The sequence below is a fragment of the Rothia mucilaginosa genome (assembly GCF_001061665.1).
GTDB lineage: Bacteria > Actinomycetota > Actinomycetes > Actinomycetales > Micrococcaceae > Rothia > Rothia mucilaginosa_A.
Genome location: NZ_JVSP01000014.1, coordinates 57,980 through 81,137 on the forward strand (window position 1 = coordinate 57,980; position 23,158 = coordinate 81,137).

Consider the following 23,158-nt stretch of genomic DNA (forward strand, 5'->3'; position numbering starts at 1 on the left):
CGGTGTTGGTGGTGTTCGTGCCGGTTGTGGCTCTTTGGATGTAGGGGGTAGTCGGCGCTTATCGAGCGGGCTACATGTCGACGTCGGCAAGGCCGGTTACCTTCTCACGGCCCCTGAAATAAAGAATGGTCATACCCCTGTCGTCCAACTCATTCACCTTCGCCACGTCATCAAGATTATTCATATCGGGCCAGCGTTCGTTCTCAATGCGGAACCTGACAATTGCCAAGATCCGATAGTTATTGTGGGTGGTCGGACCGAAGACAGCAATCTGTTTACCGGAGCGGGTATAGAAGCCCACCATATCCTGGTCTTCAACATTCAATGTTTCGTAATACACGATGCTGTCTATCGCGTTAATAGGGTAGCGGGTTGGGTTGGCTGACCAGACGCGCTGCTCAATGCCTTCAGGGGAGAGCTTCACGTAAGCGACAAAAACATAGCGGGCATAAAGATAGCAGAAAAATAAAAAAATAGTAATTGCTACATTCAACCAGATATTCACATTTTCACTTTGAATATTCGCTATAACAGAAAGACAAGGGAACACCGGAATGAATAGACAGAGTAACGTCTCAGCGCGAGTTACTCGCTTAATGTAAATTCCTTGTGCTTCTTTTTTCTTATCTTGGTGTCGATTAATCTCATATCTAATAATGATGTAGACAGTAGAGATAACGGACAGCGCGAATATAATTCCGGAGAAAATAATCAAGAAAATACGCATATTATTTGCCCTCCGTAGCGGCTTGCTCTTCGTCGTCTTCCTTCTCAGGAATGGCGATACCCACGGTGACGTACTTCTTCACCGACCACGCATTCATCGCCACCGACGCCGCGAAGAACAGCGCAGGCAACCACTCCTTGCGGACCAGCGAATAGCCTAAGTATCCGAGCGCAATACACCCAGCCAAACCAGCTACGCCAACGCACACGGCACGCAGGGTACGGTACCCCTCGGTTCCCTCCTCAAAGCGGGTGCCCTGCAGGTAGAAGAGGCCCTCACGCACAACACGTAGGAACCCCGGGGCCAGGAAAAGCGCAACCGCCAGAGCCGCCGGATCATAGCCTGCAGTCATGAAACTGGTCAGAGGAACCACAAGGCACAGAACCGTGAAAATAGCCGCCGACACAACACCCACTCGGGCTGAGCGCCTATCCAGCTGTTCCATGCGCTGCAGGTCAGGAATATCGTCATTAGGCTCAGTAGGCTGAATGAGGAAGTAGGTAATGAATATTCCGCCAGCCATGTACCAGGAGGCAAAGTTCGTCTCTGGGGTCCACAGTATTGCATCCGCAGTGCGCAGTACCCCAAAAGCGGTTAGAACCGTCAGTACAATCAAGCCCACTGCGCTGATGGAGTGAACGAAGATAAAGAAGTGGTGGAAAAGGCCACCGTTTGATTCATAGCCAATACCTCCCTTGAGTACTGTATCTATGGCTGAGAGGCCGATAGTACTTGCAACGAGGAACAGCGCGCCCCACGGCCAGCCTCCAAAAATGAAGGATAACAACGACACAAGAATCATGAAGCTAAAGCCGCACCATAGGAAGATTAGCCATAGGATTCTGAAGGTTTCAGAGATAGCGTTCATGCTATTTCCCTTTCAACTATTTGGACTCTGCCGCGGCGCGGTCGAGGATGCGCTGCAGGTGTTCCGGGATCTGTCGGTACTCCCCGGCTTCGGGGGAGCCAATCTCATACTTGTGGGCATAGCAGAGGATTTTGATCAGGGTATCCATCTCCTCGTAATCATCGAACTCTACGAAGAGCTCAGGGATGTACTTGGGCGGCCAAACACCGTAGCGCTCGCGGAAGAGAATCATGTGGTAGATGTAGGTGGCGTCAAAGAAGACGGGGCTGAAACCCAGACGGTAGCGTCCCATCTGGCTACTGCTGATGAGTAGGTGCCCGCCTTTGCCGTTGACCTGCATGTGTATTTTGGTGATGCTGCTGTAGTCGAACTCGCGGGTTTTGAATCGCCAGTTCCGCCATTTAACAGTGGTTTCATTCTGCTGGATGTAGAAAGAGTGAACATGGATGGACATAAACCAGAAATGCATTCCAACTATGTTTGTAAATATGTAGGCTGGAATGTAGTCAACAAGGCTCTCTGCTCTGAAAAGTAGAGGACACAGAAGACAAACAACCACTGTACAAGCGTCCAAAATTAACACAGCCAGCAGCGGCTTTTTCTGCCGCTGCCCCAGAGGAATATAGCCTTTGGGGCGGTTGAGTCCTATGGAGCCGTTGGTGACGGTTTCGGCAAGAAATTTTCTGAACATTCACTGTCCTAGCGTGGTGGTTGGTTACATGTAGACGTCGGCGAGGCCGGTAACCTTCCCCAAATTCTCAAAGTAACGCATCGTCTTCCCGGCACAATCCAAATGGTCCACCTGAGCTACGTCATCCGGGTTGTCCATGTCAGGCCAACGTTCTTGCTCAATCCTGAACCGCACAATTGCCAGAAGCCGGTAATTTTTATGAGGCAACGGGCTAAACAGGGCAATCTGAGTGCCTGACTTAGCGTAGAACCCCACCATATCCTCATCTTCATATTTTGCTGCTTTGTAGAACACGACACGGTTAATCGCGGTGAAGGGATAGCGGGTCGGGTTGGAGAACCAGATGCGCTGCTCGATGCCCTCGGCGGAGGTCTTCACGTAGGCAACATGCACATAGCGTAGACAACCGACCATTAGCGCTGATAGCAACAGGGCTGCTATTTCAACCCATACATTTACCGGCCCAGTGTCATATATTTCGGTTATATACGCAAGACCTGGAAAAACTGGGGTCAATATCGTAATGAGAGCTTCGAGCCGAGTAACCCGTCGGATATAAATACCCTCACGTTGCCGTTGCTTATCTTTCCAGCGCTGCACTTCGTAATTGGTGATGACGTAAAACGTTGCAACTGTAGTGAATACAGCGAAGACACCCCAGAAAATAGTCAGGAAAGTGCGCATGACGGGTTCTCGTTTCGTGTGGTTGGTGAATAGAGTTCGGTGTTTGGGGCTATAGTATCGGCTGTCGCGGGGTGCTACATGTCGACGTCGGCGAGGCCGGTGACTTTCTCTTTTCCCCTGAAGTACGGGACTGTATCAGGGCCACTATCTAGAGCATCCACCCGAGCAATATCACTCGGATTATTCATATCAGGCCAGCGGTCATTATCAATCCTGAACCGCACAATCGCCATGAGACGATAATTCTTGTGAATAATCGGGCAGAAGGCAGCAATTAGTTTTCCGGATTTACTGTAGAAAGACACAAGATCCTGGTCGTCTGTAGAGGTTGCCTCATAGTATTCAATGCCGTCAATAGCGTTGAAGGGATAGACGGTCGTGCGTGCTGACCACATGCGCTGCTCAACACCTTCAGGGGAGATCTTCACATAGGCAACGTGCACATACCAGGCATACATCATGAGCCCGATTGACAGAAGTAATGCAATCGATTCATAGAAGATACCCGCAGAACCCTCGTCAACAAGATGAAGGTAGAGAAAAAGGCACGGGAACCCAGGGGTAAATATTGCTAGGAGAGCCTCCGCCTGATTAACCCGTCGGATGTACGCGCCTTGGCGGCGGCGCGCTCTATCCTTCCATCGCTGAATCTCGTAATTGATGATGATGTAGAGCGTCCCGGTTACCGAGATAAAGGCCATAATGCCCCAGATAATAATCAGGAAAATGCGCATGGTGGTGGTTTCTCGTTTCGTGTGGTTGGTAAATAGGAAGAGCGCGCACCCCGTCCGCGCATCCCCGGAGCCTTCAGCCTTGCAAGCCGGGCTACATGTCAATCTCAGCCAGACCCGAGATTTTCCTACGGAACTTGAAGTACGGAATGACTTCAGCACGGTTATCCAGCTGGTTCACCTTATCCACGTCAGCCGGAATATCCAGGTAAGGCCAACGCCCGTACTCAACCCTAAATCGAGTCATAAGCAAGAGGTAGTACTCATCATAATTCGGGTTCAACGGGTTAATGCGCGCACGCGACTTGGTGAGGAACCAGGTGCGGCTTGCCGTATCTTCATCCGTGGACTCGCTATACACGACGCTATCAATTGCGCCGATGGGGCAGATCCTCGACCCGCGAACGGGGGTGTGCTGCTCAATACCTTCAGAAGAAATCTTCATGTACGTGGCATTGACGCTCCACAGGTAGAACAAGAGGAAAGCAGTCATGAGTATGGATGCAATGTCTACAAATGAGTTAGTCCCGGGGCCATTGAGCGACAAAAAATAGCAGATAATCGGGAAACCCGGGAAAAAGACAATAATGTACGCCAGCAGCGTTTGCGTACGACTAATGTAGATTCCTTCACGCTTTTTCTTCTCGTCACGGCGCCGATTAACGATGTAGGTGGCCAGGGTGAAAAGCGTGAAAATAGTCGTGATGATGGAGCACGCACCCCAAAAGGTAATAGCAAATTCTTGAGACATCATTTAGCTATTCACTCCTTCAGCCGAGTTGGAGTCGGCGATGGTAGCAGAGTACGCTTCTCTGCTTACTTCAGCTGTGCTCATGGTATGTACGTCCTTGTGCGGTGGTTGGTGAATCGCGCCGGGGTGAGGCGGCGGGTACATCCTTAGCCTATCGCACCGTATCTGACCAGAAAGTTAACTGAGTGCAAGGCTCGGGTGAAGACTGGGCGACCATTCGTCAGAAGGGCCGGCTCAGCGGCGAATCGGCCCCCGTCGGCGCACGAAATTCACCCCGCAAAACGCTAGAATCCGGGCCGTACGCGGCGTGTTGACAAACTAATATTTCAGCAAAAATCCCGCCGGAAAAACGCGGACTAGCCCACATGCCCTAAGCCTCAACTAGAAGGTGCACTCTGTACGCAAAAACTTTAACGTTTAACCTCTAGAATAAGAAAAGGTTCAAGGCGCGGCCGCACGCCGTACCAACACCGCTCACTCTGCAGAAACACCAACCTTGAAAGGTACAATCATGACCTCCAAGAAGTCCGCACGGCTTACCCGCCGCGCAGCCCTGGCCGCCGCCGGTGCTGGCGCAGCAACCGCCCTCGGTGCGCTGCTCACCCCCGCGCAGGCCTACTACAACCGACCCACCGTCCGTTACCGCCCGGCCTTCCGCTACACCTACCGTTACAACCGTTACGGCCGTCGTGAGCGCGTCATCATCGTTGATAACGGCGGTAACTAAACCAAACGCCCGACCGGGTTATCCTCGTGTTCGGAACATATACTAGGAGGCGGTGCCACACACTCGTGGCGCCGCCTTTGGCGTATCGTGCCGTACCCGTCGCGCGGTCCGCCCATCACCACGGATAGAGAGAACCCATGAATACGATCAAGCCCCTCACCCGCCGATCCGCCCTCGGCCTGCTCGCAGCAACCGGCGGCGCAACCCTCCTCGCAGCCTGCGGTGCTCAGCCGCAGGCAACCAGCGGCTCTGCGTCTGCATCCGGTAGCGCATCTGCTTCCGCATCGGCATCCAAGACCGCACGCACCGACTACTCCGGCGTTGCAACCCTCGACGGCTACACCTCCAAGCCTGCTGACTACCAGCCTGGAACTCGCACCGAGCCCTCTAAGAACGCGCCCGTGCCCGTGAAGCCCGCCGTTGCCAACGAGAACAGCGTGGAAGGCCTCTACCAGTCCATCGCGTTCTTCGGTGCCGCCATTGAGTACTACATGCGTACCGGTAAGACCGAGCCCCTGCGTGAATGTGCGGTTGACAACTCCGAGCTGAAGAACATGCTCGAACCCGAAGAAGGCACCCTGGGTGCTGGTTTGCAGCAGGGCAAGATTTGGATGCAGGACCCGTCCGCCACCATCACCATGCTTACCGCACAGCCCGAGCGTGATGGCGACGCCTACGACTGGGATATCCGCCTGACCATGGACACCGGCGAGTTCATCGCAAGCAAGGACCGTGTGGAGAACGCTACCTCCGATTCGGACCGTAAGAACGATGTGGAGCGCACCCTGCACGGCGTGTACGAGAACGGTGCGTGGAAGCTGACCGGCATGCGCACTTCCTCTTCCTCTTCGTCTTCTTCCTCTGCTTCCGCTTCGGCTTCTGACTCCTAAAACTCAAGGGCCTAGAAGCGTATAGCTTCTACATCTAAAAGGCGCCCGCCCCGTGGCTGAAAAACCACGAGGCGGGCGCCTCTCTCATGTGGTGAAGGACCTACCCTGCTTTTACCTATGCAGAAGCAAGCTTCTCCTCAAGCTCCTTCACAATCTTCGCGTGTTCCTTCTCAGAGATAGAAACCTTGAAGAAGAATGCGAGGAACGAGCACACAATAATGGCCAGCGGCACATAGAAAGCAGCCGTGTTGAACGTCTGAATGTTCTGCGCGGTGAGGCTATTAGGATCTGCACCGTTAGTCATAGCGGCAGCAACAGCAACCACACCCACGATGCTGTTAGAGAGAGCACCAGCGATCTTGTCGAGCATCGGACGGACGGACAGGGTAACTGCCTCGTTGCGCTGACCGGTCTTCAGCTGGCCGTACTCAATGGAGTCGGTCAGCGCCAAGATAGCGGTCATCTGAATGAAGGTGTTCGGGGTGTAGAACAGGACCAGTGCCACGTAGACCAGAGCCAAGTTCTGCGGGAAAAGAATGAACAGAATGTAGGCAACAATCATCACGCCTTTCGGCATCCTTAAAGGGACCAAACAAAGATGTATACGAGAGGAAGGAAGACATGTCTTCCACCGAACAAACGACTCCCGTAGTCTCCTCCCAGTCACCCTCAGCAGCGTGGCTTGATGACCCCACTGTGTACGCTGTCAACAGGGAGGCAGCGCACTCCGACCATCACTCCTCGAACCCCCAGCAGAGCCTCAACGGCACGTGGGCTGTCCGCACTGCATGGGCCTCAGAAATTGACGTCACCACCGCAGAATTCGCCGCCCCCGCCCTCGACGAAAGCGACTACCAGAGCATCCCCGTCCCCGCCACCCTGGAAACTGAAGGACTCTGGTGCCCCGCCTACGTCAACATCCAGATGCCCTGGGACGGCCACGAAAACCCCGAAGCTCCTCACATCCCCGAGAAGAACCACGTAGCCCTCTACCGCAAGCACTTCACCCTGGAGAGCGACCTCAAGAAGATGCTGAGCGAATCGGGCCGCATCGCGCTCGCCTTCGAAGGCTTCGCAACCGCAATTTACGTGTGGGTTGACGGCACCTTCGTCGGTTACGCAGAAGACGGTTACACCACCACCACCTTCGACATCACCGATATCGTCAGCAAGGACGCAGAAGGCAACCACACCCTGACCGTCGCATGCTACGAATACTCGAGTGCTTCATGGCTGGAAGGCCAGGACTCGTGGCGTTTCCACGGCCTCTTCCGCGCCGTGAACCTGGTAGCCCGCCCCGCAGTCAGCATCGCCTCCCTCACCGTTGAAGCAGACTACGACGCACCCACCGGCGAAGCACACCTGGACGCTCTCGTCACCCTCAACGGTGAAGAAATCAAGGCGTACACCCTGCAGGCCAGCGTCCTTGACGGCACCCAGGTCATCTGGTCTGGTACCGTCGCCGCTGAAGACGCATCCGTGCGCATCTCCTCCGACGCCCTTAAAGGTATCGCTCCCTGGTCGGCCGAATCGCCCTCTCTCTACACTCTGACGGTGGACCTGCTCCACGACGGCAAGACCGTAGAATCTACCAGCCAGCGCGTCGGATTCCGTCGCTTCCGCATCGAGAACGGAATCATGACCCTCAACGGTCACCGAGTCCTCTTCAAGGGTGTCAACCGCCACGAGTTCCACCCGCGTACCGGCCGCGTCCTGACCGTTGAAGACATGACTTCAGAGATTCTCTTCTGCAAGCAGCACAACATCAACGCTATCCGCACCAGCCACTACCCCAACGATTCACGCTTCTACGCCCTGGCCGACGAATACGGTATCTACCTGGTTGACGAAGCAAACCTGGAAACTCACGGCTCCTGGTGCACCCCCGGTGACATCCCCACCCCCGAGACCACGATCCCCGGCTCCCGCATGGAATGGGAAGGCGCCTGCGTTGACCGCGTAGAATCCATGATTCGCCGCGACTACAACCACCCCTCCGTAGTAATCTGGTCGCTCGGTAACGAAGCATACGGCGGCGAAGTATTCCGCTCCATGTACCGCCGAGTCCACGAACTGGACCCCAATCGCCCCGTACACTACGAAGGCATCACCTGGCACCGCGAATTTGATGACGTCACCGACATCGAATCCGGTATGTACACCCACGCTGACGTCGTCGAAAAGTACTTGTCGAACAACCCCCAGAAGCCCTTCATCATGTGCGAATACATGCACGCAATGGGCAACTCGGTCGGCGCTATCGACGAATACGTCGCACTGGAACGCTACCCCCACTACCAGGGCGGTTTCATCTGGGACATGATTGACCAGGCACTCTGGCACCCCGGTGAGAGCGAAGGCGCCCCCGAATACCTCGCCTACGGTGGCGCATTCGGCGAACGCCCCTGCGACTACGAATTCTCCGGTGACGGTATCCTCTTCGCCGACCGCAAGGTAAGCCCCAAGGCCGCTGAAGTGAAGGCAGTGTACTCCAACCTGCGCATCACCCCTGACCAGAAGGGCGTGACGGTCGTCAACGACAACCTCTTCACCTCCACCGCAGACTACACCTTCAAGGCTAGCCTGCTGGTCAACGGCGTTCCTCAGTGGCAGGAAGACTACTTCTTCGACGTAGCCCCGGAATCCACCCACGAGCTGGCAATTCCCTGGCCCCTGGAAGAATACGCTGCCGACAACGCAGAAGTAACCCTGGACGTCAGCCTCGTGCTCACTGAAGACGCCGCATGGGCTCCTGCCGGACACGAAATTGCCTTCGGTCAGTACGTCATCCCCGCATCGCAGGCTGAAGCAAACACCGCTGAAGACGCAGCAGATGCGACGGTGACCGTCGGCCGCTGGAACGTCGGTCTGCGCAACAACCATGCTGAAGTTATTCTGTCCCGCACTCAGGGCGGCATCGTCTCCTGGGTACACAACGGCACCGAGCATGTTATTCGCCCCCCGAAGCTCACCACCTTCAGGCCCCTGACCGACAACGACCGCGGCGCCGGACACGGTTTCGAACGCGCCCAGTGGACCGTCGCAGGCCGCTACGCCCGTTGCGCTAATGTTGCTGTCGAGCAGCCCAGCGATGACAGCGTGGCAGTGACCTACACCTACGAGCTGGCAACCCCCGCTCACACCGCTGTTACGGTCCGCTACGAAGCACAGAGCACCGGCAACGTGCTAGTAACCATCGACTACCCCGGCGAGAAGGACGCACCGTCCCTGCCCGCATTCGGTCTGGAATGGGCACTGCCCGGCGAGTTCTCGCACCTGCGTTACTACGGCCTCGGCCCCGGCGACTCCTACCCCGACCGTTGCAGCGGTGTCCACCTGGGCGTGTGGGAAAGCACCCCCGAGCAGGACTACGCACCGTACCTGGTACCTCAGGAAAGCGGTAACCACATGGGTGTCCGTTGGGCTGAAGTAACGAACGACAGCAACCACGGCTTCCGTGTCCGCCAGCTGCAGACTGCCGGTGAGGGCCTGCACGTATCGCTCCTGCCCTACTCCTCCTACCAGATTGAGGAAGCTTCCTACCAGTGGGAGCTGCCCGAAAACAACCGCACCTACCTGCGTATCCTGGCAGGTCAGCTCGGCGTTGGTGGAGATGACTCGTGGGGTTCGCCGGTACACAGCCAGTACCACATCGATGCAACCGAGCCGCTGCACATGGATATTGCGCTAGAAATTATCTAACGCAACGCTCTGCACAGTAGCAGTAGACGCCTACCTTCGTGTAGCGTCCACAGCTCTCTAGAAAAGAGGCGCCCGCCTCGTGGGTTCAAGCCACGAGGCGGGCGCCTTTCTCATATACGCAATAAAGCATATACCCTTATCGGGCTGCTACCAGATGCGCACGCGCTCCTCCGGAGCCAGGTACAGTGCATCGCCCTCAGAGACACCAAACGCCTCATAGAACTCATCAATATTGCGCATTACACCGTTCACACGGAACTCATCCGGCGAATGCGGATCCACCGAAATCATCACCTCAGCATGCTGCGGGCGGGACTTCGTGCACCAGCCGCGAGCATTCGAGAAGAAGAAACGCTGAATACCGGTCATACCGTCAATCACCGGCGCATCAGCCAGCGACTCAATGCCCTGCTTCTTCAGAGCCAGACGGTACGCCTTCAACGCAATCGACATGCCCGACAGGTCGCCAATGTTCTCGCCCAGAGTCAGCTCACCGTTCACGTGGAACTTCGGGTCCAGACCCACCGGAACGTACGCGTTGTACTGCTCCACCAGTGCGGAGGTGCGCTCCTTGAACTTCGCGTAATCCTCCTCAGTCCACCAGCTCTCCAGCTTTCCGTCACCGTCATAGCGGGAACCCTGATCGTCAAAACCGTGACCAATCTCGTGGCCAATAATCATGCCGATATTGCCGTAGTTCGCCGCATCGTCAGCATCCGGGTTGAAGTACGGCGGCTGCAGAATAGCTGCCGGGAACACAATCTCATTCGCCGGCGGCATGTAGTACGCGTTCACGGTCTGCGGAGTCATCAGCCACTCCGACTTGTCCACCGGCTGACCCTTGCGGGCAATCAGCCAGTCAGCATCAAACGCACCGGTACGGCGCAGGTTCTCGAACAGGTCACCGGGCACCAGCTCCAGTGCGGAGAAGTCACGCCACTTATCGGGGTAACCAATCTTGGTGACGAACTTCGACAGCTTCTCCAGCGCCTTCTGGCGGGTTGCCTCGGTCATCCAGTCCAGCGACTCAATAGACTCGCGGTACGCCTCCAGGAGGTTGCCGACCAGAACCAGCATCTTCTCCTTGTGCGAGGGCGGGAAGTGCACGGCCACGTACTCCTGGCCAATCTCTTCACCCAGAGCCTTCTCGACGGCGCCCACGCCGCGCTTCCAGCGCTCACGAATCTGCTGAGTGCCGGAAAGGGTCTTGCCGTAGAAGTTGAAGCTCTCCTGAACCAGCTCGTCGTACATGAACGGCGCACGCGAACGCAGAACAGTCCACACAGCCCACAGCTTCCAGCTCATCAGCGGGATGGAGGTGAACAGCTTCGCCGCACCCTCAAAGAAGGACGGCTGGCCCACAATAACCTGGCCCAGGGTCTCCGGGTCGGCGCCAAGAGCCAGCAGCCACTGCGAGAACGGGAAGCCGGGGAACTTCTCGTCCAGCTCGGTCGCCTGGTACGGGTTGTAGGTTGCCTCAGCGTCGCGGTTCTCCACGACGTTCCAGTGCAGGCGAGCCAGCTCCGACTCGTGAGTGAACACCAGCTGAGCCGCCTGCTCCGGAGTCAGACCGAAGCCCTCAGCCAGACCGGTCAGCTCGAACATGCGGGCAATATGCTCAACGTACGCCGCGCACGCCTGCTCATGCTTCTCTTCACGGTAGTAGGATTCATCCGGCAGACCCAGACCCGACTGGTACAGGAAGAACGTGTAATTCTTCGGGTCCTTCGGGTCGTTGCTGGTGTACCAGGCGAACAGCTGCGGCAGACCCGCACGAGACAGCAGTGCCAGGGTCACAGCCAGGTGGGAGGGGGTTGCCGAGTTCAGAATCGGGGCGATTTCCTTCAGCAGCGGCTCCAGGCCGTCCGCCTCAATCTTCTCAACATCCATGAAGGAGTTGTACAGCGCGCCGATGCGGGACTCAGGCTGCTCCTTCGCGATCTTCTCCACCAGCTCACGCACGTGCTTCTCTGCGTTATCGCGGAGGGTGTACAGGCCGCCATCCTTGGGGCGGTCCGCCGGGATTTCGTGGGTTGCTAGCCACTTACCATTGACGTGGCGGAAGAAATCGTCGCCCGGCTTGACGGTTTCATCCACCCATTCTTTAGTGATTCCAGAGTTAGTAGTCATGGTTCCATTCTATGTTCTTACGCCCCCAAGCCACAGGATGCCCGGCACGGCACCCAGATGCTGGCTCACCGGTACAGGCGCTTCTCAGGGGCATTTTGCCGCTCCTCAGCGGGCTACGCGGGTGGCAGAGAAGGCGGTAGCCCCTTCAGGATGCAGAAAACCCGCCCGCACGGTCACACAACCGTACAGGCGGGTTAACATCTACCCCCGAACTGTTAAGTAGTTCAGGAAAGAAGAAGCACTATTCGCTTAAGCCTGAGCCGCCAGCTTCTCCGCGCGCTCAGCCATCAGACGCTTCTCAGCACCGTTAACCAGCCAGAGGAACAAAACCGCCAGACCGGAGCACACAATCATGAAGACGAACGCGGTGCTCCAACCCCAGTGGTCAACAATAATGCCGATACCGGCAGAAGCCAGGGTTGCACCCAGCGCGTAACCGAACAGGCCGGTGAAGCCCGCAGCGGTACCCGCAACGTGCGAGGGAGACAGGTCAATAGCCTGCAGACCAATCAGCATGACCGGGCCGTAAATCAGGCCACCAATCAGAGCCAACGCAACGTACGCAATCCACAGGGGTGCATCCGAAGAGGGCAGCCAGTACAGCAGAATCGCGCCGACGGTCGCAATCAGGAACAGGATACCCGCGGGGGAGCGGCGACCCTTGAACATGCGGTCAGAAACGTAACCGCACAGCACGGTGCCACCAATGCCGGCAAGCTCCAGAATCGAGAAGCCCGCAATACCGCCCTCAAGGGAGGTGTGGCGCACATCGTGCAGGTACTTCGGCGCCCACACCAGCACGCCGTAACGCAGGGTGTACACGAACACGTTTGCCAGAGCCAGGTACACCATGGTCGAGTTGGTCAGCACGTGCTTACGGATGGTGGTCCAAGTGGACTCCGCACGATCCTCAGCGGTGGACTCAACCTTGTGCGGGTCGTTGCGGTACACGTCAACGGTGGGCAGACCCTCAGCCTCGGGGTTATCACGAATCAGCAGCCACGCCACGAACGCCAGAACGAAGCTGATGACGGCCGGGAACCAGAATGCAACCTCCCAGGTCTTACCGAACAGGGAGAAGCCCCAGGCCACCAGCAGGCCGGACAGCGCACCACCGACGTTGTGGGCGGTGTTCCACCACGAAACCTTCGCGCCGCGCTCGCTGGTGGAGAACCAGTTCACGAGCACGCGGCCCGAGGGAGGCCAGCCCATGCCCTGGAAGATGCCGTTGAAGACCATGATGGTTGCCATGATGGAGGCGATAGCGGCACCGTAGCCGGCCGCGCCCGCGCCTTCACCCATGTAGCCGGTCAGTGCCAGCAGAATGTTTGCAATACCCGAGAGCACCAGGCCGATGGGCAGGAACAGACGCGCGTTCGAGCGGTCGGAAATCATTGCGGTCAAGAACTTGCTGAAGCCGTAAGCCAGCAGCAGTGCCGTGGACAGTGCACCAATTGCTGCGTTGCTGAAGCCGAGTTCCTTGGTCAGAATCGGGGTGACCAGCGGGACGTTGTTACGAATCAGGTAGAAGGTCGCGTAACCGATGAAGATACCCATGAAGACCTGCAGGCGCATGCGTGGGTACTTCGCATTAACTTCTGCTTCGCTGAGCTGGGGCTTGGGTGCCGGAATAGCGAGCCAGCGGGGTGCAGAACCCTTCTTCTTCTTTGATGAAGCGGTAGTAGTCATGCTGGAATTCTAAAAACGGATTCTTATAAAAATGCTAATTTGATGGGCATATGTGCATAGTATTCTTGCAACGGTGAACAGATATTCAGAACGCACGTTCTTTAAAAGCCGTTTCTGCCTTGAAATTCCGGTGAATCTGAAAATACCTGTGATGCGCATCTACCTATCGGGAGGCGGGGCCACACGGCGCGCGATGAATATAAATGCTTTCAATAAACGGCAAGAAAATGTTATGGTCAGACCACACATAAATTTAGGGTAATTTATACCCTAAATCCGTCGCGAAAACCACGTGGAAAACCACGTGGACGCCGCGAAACGAACCCGGGACAAATCCGAAACGAACCCGCAACGGGCACCCCCCCGAGCACACAAAAGTCCGCCCGCACGGTGCAGAAGAAGCCGTGCGGGCGGACCCGTTATCTATCCCCAAAAGTTCGGCGTGCAGTCGGTACGCATACCGGCGGGAAGCCGAACAGCCGCCACCTACCGCGAATCACCGCGAGCAAACCATCATCCGGTCAACCCGCAGCAGGTAGCGGAACCTAAAGCTCTCCGGGTGGGAAACCTAGAGAGAAGCGCGAATCGCCTTGGTGGCGTCCACCAGGTGACGCAGAGACTGCTTGGTCTCCTCGTAATCACGAGTCTTCAGACCGCAGTCGGGGTTCACCCACAGGTCGGCAATCGTGCCGTAACCAATCGCAGCCTTCAGCAGGGATTCAATCTCCTCCTGCGAGGGAACACGCGGGGAGTGGATGTCCCATACGCCCGGGCCCAGACCGGAAACGAAGGTCTCCGGAATGTCAGCCAGCAGCTCCATGTGCGAGCGGGCGGCCTCGATGCTGGTTACGTCGGCGTTCAGAGCGTTAATCGAGTCGATAATCTCGTTGAACTCCGAGTAGCACAGGTGGGTGTGAATCTGGGTGGAGTCCTTCACGCCGCTGGTAGCCAGGCGGAAGGAGTTCACCGACCAGTCCAGGTACTGCGGCTGCTCATCGCGGCGCAGGGGCAGCAGCTCACGCAGAGCCGGCTCGTCCACCTGAATGATGCGGATGCCCGCCTCCTCCAGGTCGGCAATCTCGTCGGCAAGAGCCAGAGCCACCTGGTTAGCGGTCTCGCGGCGCGGCTGGTCGTCACGCACGAAGGACCACGCCAGAATCGTCACGGGGCCGGTGAGCATGCCCTTGACCGGCTTCTCGCTCAGCGACTGTGCGTGGGAGCTCCACGGCACGGTGAACGCCTCACCGCGCAGGCCCTCGCCGTGACGCTTCACGTCACCGAACAGGATCGAGGGGCGGGTGCAACGCGAACCGTAGGACTGAACCCAGCCGTGGCGGGTGGTTGCGAAGCCATCGAAGTTCTCGGCGAAGTACTGAACCATGTCGTTACGCTCAGCCTCACCGTGAACCAGCACGTCCAGGCCCAGCTCCTCCTGCAGCTTGATGACCGAGGCGATCTCGTCACGCAGGAAGCCGTTCAGCTCCTCGGCGGAAATCTTGCCCGCACGAGCCTCCGCGCGGCGGCGGCGAATCTCAGCGGTCTGGGGGAAGGAGCCGATGGTGGTGGTCGGCAGCTTCGGCAGGTTCAGGTCAGCCTGAGCCGCATGGCGAACGTCAATGGTCGGGCGGTCGAAGTCCTCGGCGGTCACAGCTGCGGCGCGGGCACGAATCTCGTCGTTGTGCTTGCGCGGGTCGGCGGCGAAGCGAGCCAGCGCCTCGTCAGCAGCCTTCAGCTCGGGCTCAACAGCGGCCTCACCCTCAGCCAGGCCGCGAGCCAGCAGTGCAATCTCAGCGACCTTCTGGTCGGCGAATGCCAGGCCGTCCACGGGAACCTCGGCGGGGTCTTCCAGAGCCAGGTCGTGCGGCACGTGCTGCAGGGAGGTCGAGGAGGACACCGACACGGCACCCTCGGATGCGCCGGGCAGCGCCTCCAGAGTCTTCAGAGCCGCGCGAACATCGGCACGCCACACGTTGCGGCCGTTCACAACACCGGCAACCAGGTGCACACCAGCGGCAGAAACGGACTCAAGCTCAGCCTTCGAGTACACGCCGTGCACCAGGTCAAGATGCAGAGCCTCAATGCCGGTACCCAGCAGTGCCGGCAGGTTCTCACGCAGGGAACCGTAGGGGCTGGTCACCAGAATCTGCGGGCGCTTCTCGGCGGCGGCCAGGGCGCGGTAGGTGCGCTCGGCCAGCTCGGCAACCTTCGCGTTGTCGGCACGGTCCACGGTCAGGCCCGGCTCGTCCAGCTGAACCCACTCAACACCGCGCTCAGCCAGCTGCTCCAGCACCTGAGCGTAAGCGGCAACGAACTCGTCCAGTCGGTCGACGGGTGCGAAGTCTTCAGCGGAACCCTGCTCGGCCTTAGCGCCCAGCAGCAGGGTCAGCGGGCCAACAATCTGCGGACGAACCTTCACGCCAGCCTGCTTTGCGACCTCGAGCTGCTCGTCAATAGCCTCAAGGTTCAGCTTAATCTCGGTGCCGGCACCAATCTCGGGCACCAGGTAGTGGTAGTTGGTGTCGAACCACTTAGTCATCTCCAGCGGAGGCAGGGTCTCGGTACCGCGCGCCAGGGCGAAGTAGCCGGGCAGATCCAGCAGGCCGCGTGCATCCTTAGCCTCGGCCAGACGCTCGGGAACCAGGGTGAACAGGCGAACAACGTCGAGCACCTGGTCGTAGTAGGAGAAGGTCGCCGGAATCGAGTAGTCGTCAGCCTTCAGGCCCGCGGCGGTCACGCGCTCAAAGTAGGTGCGCTGCACGTCAGCGGCGGTCTCCTGCAGCTCCTGCAGGGTGACCTTGCCCTTCCAGAAAGCCTCCTGAGCCTTCTTCAGCTCACGGAAGCGGCCCACGCGGGGGTAACCAACAATAGTTGCGGCGGGGAAAGCAACGTTAGACATAGTGCATATTCCTTTACTGGGGATAGAAATGGGAGAATCAGCGGGCCCTGCCGGCCCCGTCAATGGGGCCGAGATCCGCGGGACGCTCCCGGGGTACTTTGGGGGAAACTTGGGTGGCGCATCCGCGCCGGGCGGAGCGGGTCGCGTTTAGGCGAATTCCAGCTCGCTCAGGGGCTGGGAGAAACGGTTGCTGTATCGGGGCAGGTCCAGCTGATCCAGAACGTCCAGCACCGCGGCATGCTCGTTGAAGGTGAAGAAGTGCAGGCCCGGTGCGCCCGCATCCATCACGGCGCGGCACTGGTTCAGTGCGTAGTCCACGCCGATGCGGTGCAGCTCTGCGCTGCTGGTTGCCGTCTCCAGGGCGTACGCAAGATCCGCCGGAACCGACATGCCCGCCATCTGGCAGAGGTTCTGCAGGCGCTTCAGGGAGGTCACCGGCATGATGCCCGGAATAATCGGGATGTCCACACCCGCCAGGCGAGCCGAATCGACCAGGGCACTGTAGCGCTCATCCTCGAAGAACACCTGGGTGATAGCGAAATCCGCGCCGGCACGCTGCTTCGACAGCAGAATCTCAATATCCTGCAGCAGGGATGCGGACTCGGGGTGCTTCTGCGGGTACGCCGCCACACCGATGGACACCTTACCCGCCGCCAGGTGGGCGAAATCTTCGCGTTCCACGCGGCGAATCAGCTCGACCAGGTAGCGGGCGAAGGGAAGCTCAGAAACCTGACCTTCCTGCACGTCACCGCGCAGCGCCAGGAAACCGCGCACGCCCAGACCCAGAATCAGGCGGACCGCACGCTCCAGCTCGTGCACCGAGTGGCCTGCACAAATCAGGTGTGCCAGGGGGGTGAGGGAGGTTTCGTGCACCAGGTAGTCGAGCAGCGCCAGCGTCTTCTGACGGCGCTTCGCGTCACCGGAATAGGTGACCGAAACGTAGTCGGGGTTGGTACCCTCAAGCTCCGCAATGGTGCGAATCAGCGACTCACAGCTTGCGTGTGAGCGCGGAGGGAACAGCTCAAAAGAAAGAGCCGGGTGAACTGTCGTCATAACCATCCTTCGTGTTCACCCGATAGATACGCACCGTAAGGGTGCGCGAATTCTTCTGCAGGATGCGCGCCACCGGTTTGCGGGTGCGCATCATCAAGGGGTGCCGAAGGGTATTCTTCTCTATCGGTTCTGGCGGGAGCACCTTGTCCGCACCCTGCACCGTGACGGTGGGGGATACTGGCGAGGTTGCTGCGACGTCGACGAGCCAGATCTCTCGGTCGCTCTTGATAGATAACGCCTTCACTGTACCGGGCGTTTTGGAGGGTGCGCAAGAATTTCGGGGAATGATGGCCCAATATGTCGAGAGATGACGAGTCACCGAAATATGAACTTAATATGACCGACTATGACGAGGGGGGCTGGGGGCGTTGCGGGTAGGGCTGTCGGCTGACCCCTGAATGCCCGAAAATATCACAGATATATCTGCTTAATATTCTTGGACACGCACGAATATGTGTGTTTTATATTTCATTGAAGAGTAGAGTTGGTTAGTGAGGCACGGGTAGTGTTTCAATGTCCGCTCATCGAGGAGTTTCAGGGCTCAAAGATGAGTTCAATATGACTTTGTGAGCGTGGTGAGAATGAAAAAGCTATTTTCTTCTATACTCTGGTCCTTCCGCCTAGCATGGAAAACCTGTCCCACAACCCTGGTGAGCGTCGCCCTATCGCTAGCCGTCATTGCCTGCATTCCCTTGAGTCAGTCCCTGCTGATTGGTAATACAGTATCAGCCTTGAGCGGTTCAAATGGTGGTGCGGCCTGGATTTATATTATTGCTCTTGCCCTTGTTGTCGGAATTAATATCATTGCTAAACGCTGGGTCATAAGTAACATGCTCATCCTCAAATCAAAGGTGAACTATCGGGTTCACTGCATGTTAAATAACAGGTTATCTATATTTCCGTTATCTGATATAGATAGCACAAAATCACAGGAAGATATACGTGCTGCTAGAGAGGCAATATCGAAACAGGAATTGCAGGTTCACACCATGTCAGTTATGACACTGGTGAGTGCCTTCGCAATGGTGTTACTTCTCTGTCTTAATATCGCGAACGTCAGCATTGTGGCAGCAATTTTTGCGGCACTGTGTTCACTACCCCTATCTATTGCAATGGTAATCCTCGCTAAACGTGATTACGCTATATACACCCTAATGTACGAGGATTATCGGGTAGAGAACTACTATCTAGACAATCTGATGGCTCAAAGTCGCGCCCAAGAACTTCACCTCATGAGAGCCTCCCGATTTTTCTCGCAACGCGTAGCGTCCTGGCGACGCCGGGCGGCCGGTAGGGAATTGAGCCTTGAAAGTGTTAGAGGAATCATCTCCGTAGTTGCAGGGCTACTCTGCTCTGTCTTACTTTTTGCGTCCCTGTACTTCCTTGTGGATTCAGGAGCCGATATATCGTATGTGGCCGGATCGCTGATTGGAATCATTGCCTGTGTTGACGCGACCCAAGAGGTGGGATATTCATTTGGTCAGATTATTAATGGAGCATTATCTGTTCAGCAATTCCGAAGGGTATGCGACTCTGATACTTACGACCATGCTTCTGAGATAAAAACTTCTAACCCTAACCGTGAAAATATTTCAAAAATTATATGTAAAGATGTATCCGTTCAGTATGAGGGCGCGTCGTCTTTTGCGCTTAAAGATATTAATCTTGAGCTGATGAATAATCAAATGATTGCAGTAGTTGGTGCCTCGGGCGCGGGAAAAACAACGCTAATAAATGCAATTCTTGGAATTACACCAATTGCCCAGGGGAGCATAACGTATAAGGGTGCTTCTTCTGAGAGTAAATACAACATGTTGGCAAATGTTGGTTTGGTGAGTCAAGACTACGGCCGTTATGAACTGACTGTGCGTGAAAATCTTCTTCTGGGTTTGCCGCAGGAGGCTGTTGAGCGTCTTGGTGATGCTGATTTGTGGTCGGCTTTGTCGGTGGCTTGTGCTGATGATTTTGTGCGTGGTCTTGAGGGTGGTTTGGATGCTCAGTTGGGTGAGTCGTTTGGTGGTGTTGGTCTTTCGGGTGGTCAGTGGCAGCGTTTGGCGTTGGCGCGTGTGGTTCTTCGGGATGCGCCGGTGTGGGTGTTGGATGAGCCGACCAGTGCTGTGGATGCTGAGACTGAGGAGGAGATTTTTGCTCGGTTGAAGGTGGCTGCTGTTGGGCGTTTGGTGGTGTTGGTGTCTCATCGTGCGTGGACGTTGCGTGGTGTTGATTCTGTGGTGGTGTTGGATGGTGGTTGTGTGGTGGAGCAAGGAACCTACCGGGAGCTAACGACCGACCCTACATCACGCTTCAGAAAGCTCTTCGCCTCCCAACTGGAGGGGAAATAACCTTGCAACATACCCGCACAACGTAGAGTTAAAAGCATGGAACGTATTGAATCTCCCGTCTACCGCAGGCTCGGCAACTCCGGCCTCGTCGTACCCAGCGTCGGCATCGGCTGCAACAACCTCGGCCGCCCCGGCACCCCCACCCGCACCCAAGAAGGCACCAACGAAGTCATCGCCGCCGCAGTCGACGCCGGCATTAGCTTCTTCGACATCGCCGACCTCTACGGCGCCGAACCCGGCCTCTCCGAAACCATGTTCGGTACCGCCCTCACCCAGCTCGGCCTCGACCGCGACGAACTGACCATTGTCACCAAATTCGGTCTGCCCGTCGGCGACCTCAACGGCAACGACCGCAACGCCCGCGGATCCCGCCGCTACATCATGCGCGCCGTCGAAGGGTCCCTCCGCCGCCTCGGCACCGACTACATCGACCTGTACTTCTACCACAGCCCCGACCCCAACACCCCCATCGAAGAAACCCTCAGCGCCCTCGACCAGCTCGTACGCGACGGTAAGGTCCGCTACCTGGGCCACTCCAACTTCTCCGGCTGGCAGCTCGCCCACGCCGAACACTGCGCCCACGAACTCGGCACCGAACGGTTCATCGTCGCAGAAAACCACTACAACCTGATCGACCGCCGCGCAGAACTAGAAATCCTGCCCGCCGCACAGCACTTCGGCATGGGTGTGCTGCCGTACTTCCCGCTCGCTAACGGACTGCTGACCGGCAAGTACCGCCGCGACAACATTCCCGCCGGTTCGCGCCTGTCCCACTCCAAGAAGAACGTGCTCGACGCCGCCAACTGGGACCAGCTCGAAGCCTTCCACAGCTTCTGCACCGAGCGTGGCATCACCGAGGTGCAGGCGGCGTTCTCCTGGCTCGCACAGCAGTCGCCGGTCACCTCCGTCATTGCCGGTGCGACCAGCGCCGAGCAGGTGCGCGCCAACGCACAGGCGGCATGCCTGCGCTTCGACGCTGAGGACCTCGCCGCCCTGGACGCCATCTTCCCGGCACCCGAGAAGATCGCGCTGTTCTAAACTCCGGCTCCCTCTCAAAGGGGCACTCAGGCGGTCGCATATGTCGGCCGTAATATACGCTGAAAAATGTCCGTGGTGAGAAATAAATATCACCCGCCGAACGTTTTCGCTAGGATTAGGTGAGGTGCGTCTAACCTGACGCACCTCACCTCGCCTATATACCCACCCCTGCCGCCTGGAAGCAGTCCGGCAGGACCACCCGCCACCGGCACATCAAAGGACACCATGAGCGCACAGAGCACCGCCTCCACCCTGCCCCCTCTGGGCACCGGGAAGCACAGCCGATACCTCGGCATCATTGCACTCATCGCCACCTTCGGCGGTCTGCTCTTCGGCTACGACACCGGAGTGATCAACGGCGCGCTCGAACCCATGAGCCGCGAACTCGGTATGGACTCCACCGCCCAAGGCTGGGTCACCGGATCGCTCGCCTTTGCCGCCGCTATTGGCGCACTCGGATGCGGCCGCATCTCTGACCGGTACGGCCGCCGAACCACCATCATTGGGCTCTCCACCATCTTCTTCATTGGTGCCCTGACCTGCGTGTTTGCACCCAATGTCGCCGTACTCATCACCGGACGCACCCTGCTCGGCCTGGCGGTCGGCGGCGCCTCCGCCGTGGTGCCCGTGTTCCTCGCAGAGCTCGCACCCTACGAAATTCGCGGCTCCCTCTCCGGCCGCAACGAGCTCATGGTTGTGGGCGGTCAGCTTGCCGCGTTCATCGTGAACGCCCTCATCGGCAACGTATGGGGCGAGCACGACGGCGTGTGGCGCTGGATGTTCGCCATCTGCACCCTGCCCGCCATCGGCCTGTTCGTCGGTATGCTGCGAGTGCCCGAGTCGCCGCGCTGGCTGCTGCGCGTCGGCAAGCGTGAACAGGCGCTTGAGGTGATGAAGCGCATCCGCTCCGCCGAGCGTGCCGAAGCTGAGATTGCCGACATTGAACGCACCCTGCAGGCGGAGGCGACCACCCAGAACAATGCGGCGGGTAAGGAAAGCGTGGGCGTGCGCGGCTGGTTCGTGCGCATCCTGCTCGTCGGTATTCTGGTCGGCGCGGGCCAGCAGCTGACCGGCATCAACTCGATCATGTACTACGGCATTAAGGTGCTCAAGGAAGCCGGTTTCAGCGAATCCGCGGCGCTCATCGCGAATATTGCGCCGGGTACGATTGCGGTGCTCGGCTCGATCCTGTCGCTGCGCCTGATGGAGCGCGTGCCGCGCCGCGTCATGGTCATTACCGGCTACAGCTCGACCGCGTTTTTCCACGTGCTGATTGCGGGTGCATCCATGCTGCTGCCCGCCGATAATGCGGCGCGTCCCTGGATTCTGCTGGTGCTCATCGTCTGCTTTGTGGGCGCGATGCAGACCTGCCTGAACGTGTCGACGTGGGTGATTATGAGTGAGCTGTTCCCGCTGCGTGTGCGTGCGGCGGGTATGGGTATTTCGGCGTTTAGCGGCTGGATGATGAATGGTGTGCTGTCGCTGGCGTTCCCCGTGATTCTGGGCGCGGTCGGTCTGACCGGCTCCTTCATCGGCTTTGCCGTGGTGAACGTGGTCATTGCGCTGCTGATGTTCCGCAACCTGCCGGAGACTCGCGGCGTGAGCCTGGAACAGGTGGAGCGCGGCGTGATGGACGGCAGCGCCTACCCCTCCGCAGGCAAGCGCTAGATTCGGCGGTTTTTAGGCATGAATGAGGCGGGCGGCCCCTTCCCGGTGGAGGTGCCGCCCGCCTCGCAATATGCGTTGAAAGACTAGTCTGCAGGGTTCTCTGCGAGGAACTCGTCGAGCCCGATGCGGTAGCCGTCATCTTCGGCGCGTGCCTTGCGAAGAGCCTCAATGTCGAGGAGCTCTTCGTACTCTTCCAGCAGCTTCAAATCTTCGTAGGAGATGAGCGCGGCAACAGTCTTACCATTGCGGCTGATGAGGGGACGTTCGCCGGAGAACACTGCCTCGTTGACTTTGGTTCCGAGGTTGTCGCGGAGTTCTTTAAGAGTCGTGACATTGGAACGAGTCCGGTGAGTGGTGACAGTCATGACTGGTTCCTTTCTGGGGTTTGTCCGTTAGCTCCGAGGATAGTTCCTGTGCAGGTTCTATTCAAGAAGCTACAGGGCGAAGAAGGGTACAGGGCACGAGTAGGGAATTACCGCATTCTGTACACCATTGATAACGGTGCGGTTGTTGTTGAGGTCTTCCGAGTTGGTCATCGACGCGAAGTCTATCGCGGCCTGTAGAGTGAACG

Annotated in this window: 19 protein-coding genes and 1 riboswitch; of the genes, 7 read left to right on the top strand and 12 right to left on the bottom strand. The window is 57.7% G+C overall.

Going from position 1 to position 23,158, the window contains the following annotated elements:
- Positions 1-70 precede the first annotated feature (70 nt).
- The 6 genes from ADJ95_RS06650 to ADJ95_RS09300 form a co-directional block, all read right to left on the bottom strand.
- Positions 71-727 carry a hypothetical protein gene (locus tag ADJ95_RS06650; RefSeq protein ID WP_049333800.1) on the bottom strand — a complete coding sequence of 219 codons (657 nt, stop codon included), beginning with the start codon at positions 725-727 and terminating at the stop codon, positions 71-73.
- A 1-nt stretch (position 728) separates the two neighbouring features.
- Positions 729-1,595: a hypothetical protein gene (locus ADJ95_RS06655; RefSeq protein WP_049333802.1), complete on the bottom strand. Its 867-nt coding sequence runs from the start codon at positions 1,593-1,595 to the stop codon at positions 729-731.
- A 16-nt stretch (positions 1,596-1,611) separates the two neighbouring features.
- Positions 1,612-2,049 (bottom strand): hypothetical protein, encoded by a 438-nt coding sequence (locus tag ADJ95_RS09295; protein ID WP_152691721.1) that lies wholly within the window; start codon positions 2,047-2,049, stop codon positions 1,612-1,614.
- A gap of 261 nt (positions 2,050-2,310) precedes the next feature.
- Positions 2,311-2,970, bottom strand: a complete 660-nt coding sequence (locus ADJ95_RS06665; RefSeq protein WP_049333806.1) for a hypothetical protein — start codon at positions 2,968-2,970, stop codon at positions 2,311-2,313.
- 74 nt (positions 2,971-3,044) lie between these two features.
- Complete coding sequence (locus tag ADJ95_RS06670) at positions 3,045-3,704, bottom strand: hypothetical protein (protein ID WP_049333808.1); 660 nt, start codon at positions 3,702-3,704, stop codon at positions 3,045-3,047.
- A 91-nt stretch (positions 3,705-3,795) separates the two neighbouring features.
- A complete protein-coding gene (locus tag ADJ95_RS09300; RefSeq protein WP_152691722.1) occupies positions 3,796-4,194 on the bottom strand; it encodes a hypothetical protein in 399 nt (132 codons plus the stop codon).
- Positions 4,195-4,963: 769 nt separating this feature from the next.
- Here ADJ95_RS09300 and ADJ95_RS06680 point away from each other — a divergent pair.
- Both ADJ95_RS06680 and ADJ95_RS06685 read left to right on the top strand, forming a co-directional pair.
- Positions 4,964-5,179 carry a hypothetical protein gene (locus ADJ95_RS06680; protein WP_049333812.1) on the top strand — a complete coding sequence of 72 codons (216 nt, stop codon included), beginning with the start codon at positions 4,964-4,966 and terminating at the stop codon, positions 5,177-5,179.
- Positions 5,180-5,316: 137 nt separating this feature from the next.
- Positions 5,317-6,069 (top strand): DUF6318 family protein, encoded by a 753-nt coding sequence (locus ADJ95_RS06685; protein ID WP_239662810.1) that lies wholly within the window; start codon positions 5,317-5,319, stop codon positions 6,067-6,069.
- Positions 6,070-6,184: 115 nt separating this feature from the next.
- Here the strand turns inward: ADJ95_RS06685 and ADJ95_RS06690 are convergent, their stop codons facing one another.
- Positions 6,185-6,631, bottom strand: coding sequence for an MFS transporter (locus tag ADJ95_RS06690; RefSeq protein WP_049333814.1), 447 nt, complete (start codon positions 6,629-6,631; stop codon positions 6,185-6,187).
- A gap of 59 nt (positions 6,632-6,690) precedes the next feature.
- Between ADJ95_RS06690 and ADJ95_RS06695 the strand changes: the two genes are divergently transcribed.
- Positions 6,691-9,771 (top strand): glycoside hydrolase family 2 TIM barrel-domain containing protein, encoded by a 3,081-nt coding sequence (locus ADJ95_RS06695; RefSeq protein ID WP_049333816.1) that lies wholly within the window; start codon positions 6,691-6,693, stop codon positions 9,769-9,771.
- Positions 9,772-9,918: 147 nt separating this feature from the next.
- Here the strand turns inward: ADJ95_RS06695 and ADJ95_RS06700 are convergent, their stop codons facing one another.
- The 4 genes from ADJ95_RS06700 to ADJ95_RS06715 all read right to left on the bottom strand — a co-directional run bounded on the left by ADJ95_RS06700 (position 9,919) and on the right by ADJ95_RS06715 (position 17,539).
- Complete coding sequence (locus ADJ95_RS06700) at positions 9,919-11,901, bottom strand: M13 family metallopeptidase (protein WP_049333819.1); 1,983 nt, start codon at positions 11,899-11,901, stop codon at positions 9,919-9,921.
- A 249-nt stretch (positions 11,902-12,150) separates the two neighbouring features.
- Positions 12,151-13,590: an MFS transporter gene (locus ADJ95_RS06705; protein ID WP_049333821.1), complete on the bottom strand. Its 1,440-nt coding sequence runs from the start codon at positions 13,588-13,590 to the stop codon at positions 12,151-12,153.
- Between the two features lie 568 nt (positions 13,591-14,158).
- A complete protein-coding gene (gene metE, locus ADJ95_RS06710; RefSeq protein WP_049333823.1) occupies positions 14,159-16,486 on the bottom strand; it encodes a 5-methyltetrahydropteroyltriglutamate--homocysteine S-methyltransferase in 2,328 nt (775 codons plus the stop codon).
- A gap of 147 nt (positions 16,487-16,633) precedes the next feature.
- Entirely contained in the window at positions 16,634-17,539 is a 906-nt protein-coding gene (locus tag ADJ95_RS06715) for a methylenetetrahydrofolate reductase (RefSeq protein WP_049333826.1), read from the bottom strand.
- 117 nt (positions 17,540-17,656) lie between these two features.
- Positions 17,657-17,773: riboswitch (SAM riboswitch) on the bottom strand.
- 458 nt (positions 17,774-18,231) lie between these two features.
- Between ADJ95_RS06715 and ADJ95_RS06725 the strand changes: the two genes are divergently transcribed.
- The 3 genes from ADJ95_RS06725 (at position 18,232) to ADJ95_RS06735 (ending at position 22,587) form a co-directional block, all read left to right on the top strand.
- Positions 18,232-19,881: an ATP-binding cassette domain-containing protein gene (locus tag ADJ95_RS06725; protein WP_239662811.1), complete on the top strand. Its 1,650-nt coding sequence runs from the start codon at positions 18,232-18,234 to the stop codon at positions 19,879-19,881.
- A 36-nt stretch (positions 19,882-19,917) separates the two neighbouring features.
- Positions 19,918-20,919 carry an aldo/keto reductase gene (locus ADJ95_RS06730; RefSeq protein WP_049333832.1) on the top strand — a complete coding sequence of 334 codons (1,002 nt, stop codon included), beginning with the start codon at positions 19,918-19,920 and terminating at the stop codon, positions 20,917-20,919.
- 225 nt (positions 20,920-21,144) lie between these two features.
- Complete coding sequence (locus tag ADJ95_RS06735) at positions 21,145-22,587, top strand: sugar porter family MFS transporter (protein ID WP_049333834.1); 1,443 nt, start codon at positions 21,145-21,147, stop codon at positions 22,585-22,587.
- Between the two features lie 83 nt (positions 22,588-22,670).
- Here the strand turns inward: ADJ95_RS06735 and ADJ95_RS06740 are convergent, their stop codons facing one another.
- Positions 22,671-22,952 carry a type II toxin-antitoxin system prevent-host-death family antitoxin gene (locus tag ADJ95_RS06740; protein ID WP_005509047.1) on the bottom strand — a complete coding sequence of 94 codons (282 nt, stop codon included), beginning with the start codon at positions 22,950-22,952 and terminating at the stop codon, positions 22,671-22,673.
- A gap of 48 nt (positions 22,953-23,000) precedes the next feature.
- Between ADJ95_RS06740 and ADJ95_RS09530 the strand changes: the two genes are divergently transcribed.
- Positions 23,001-23,150, top strand: a complete 150-nt coding sequence (locus ADJ95_RS09530) for a type II toxin-antitoxin system RelE family toxin (RefSeq protein ID WP_239662812.1) — start codon at positions 23,001-23,003, stop codon at positions 23,148-23,150.
- Positions 23,151-23,158: the final 8 nt, after the last annotated feature.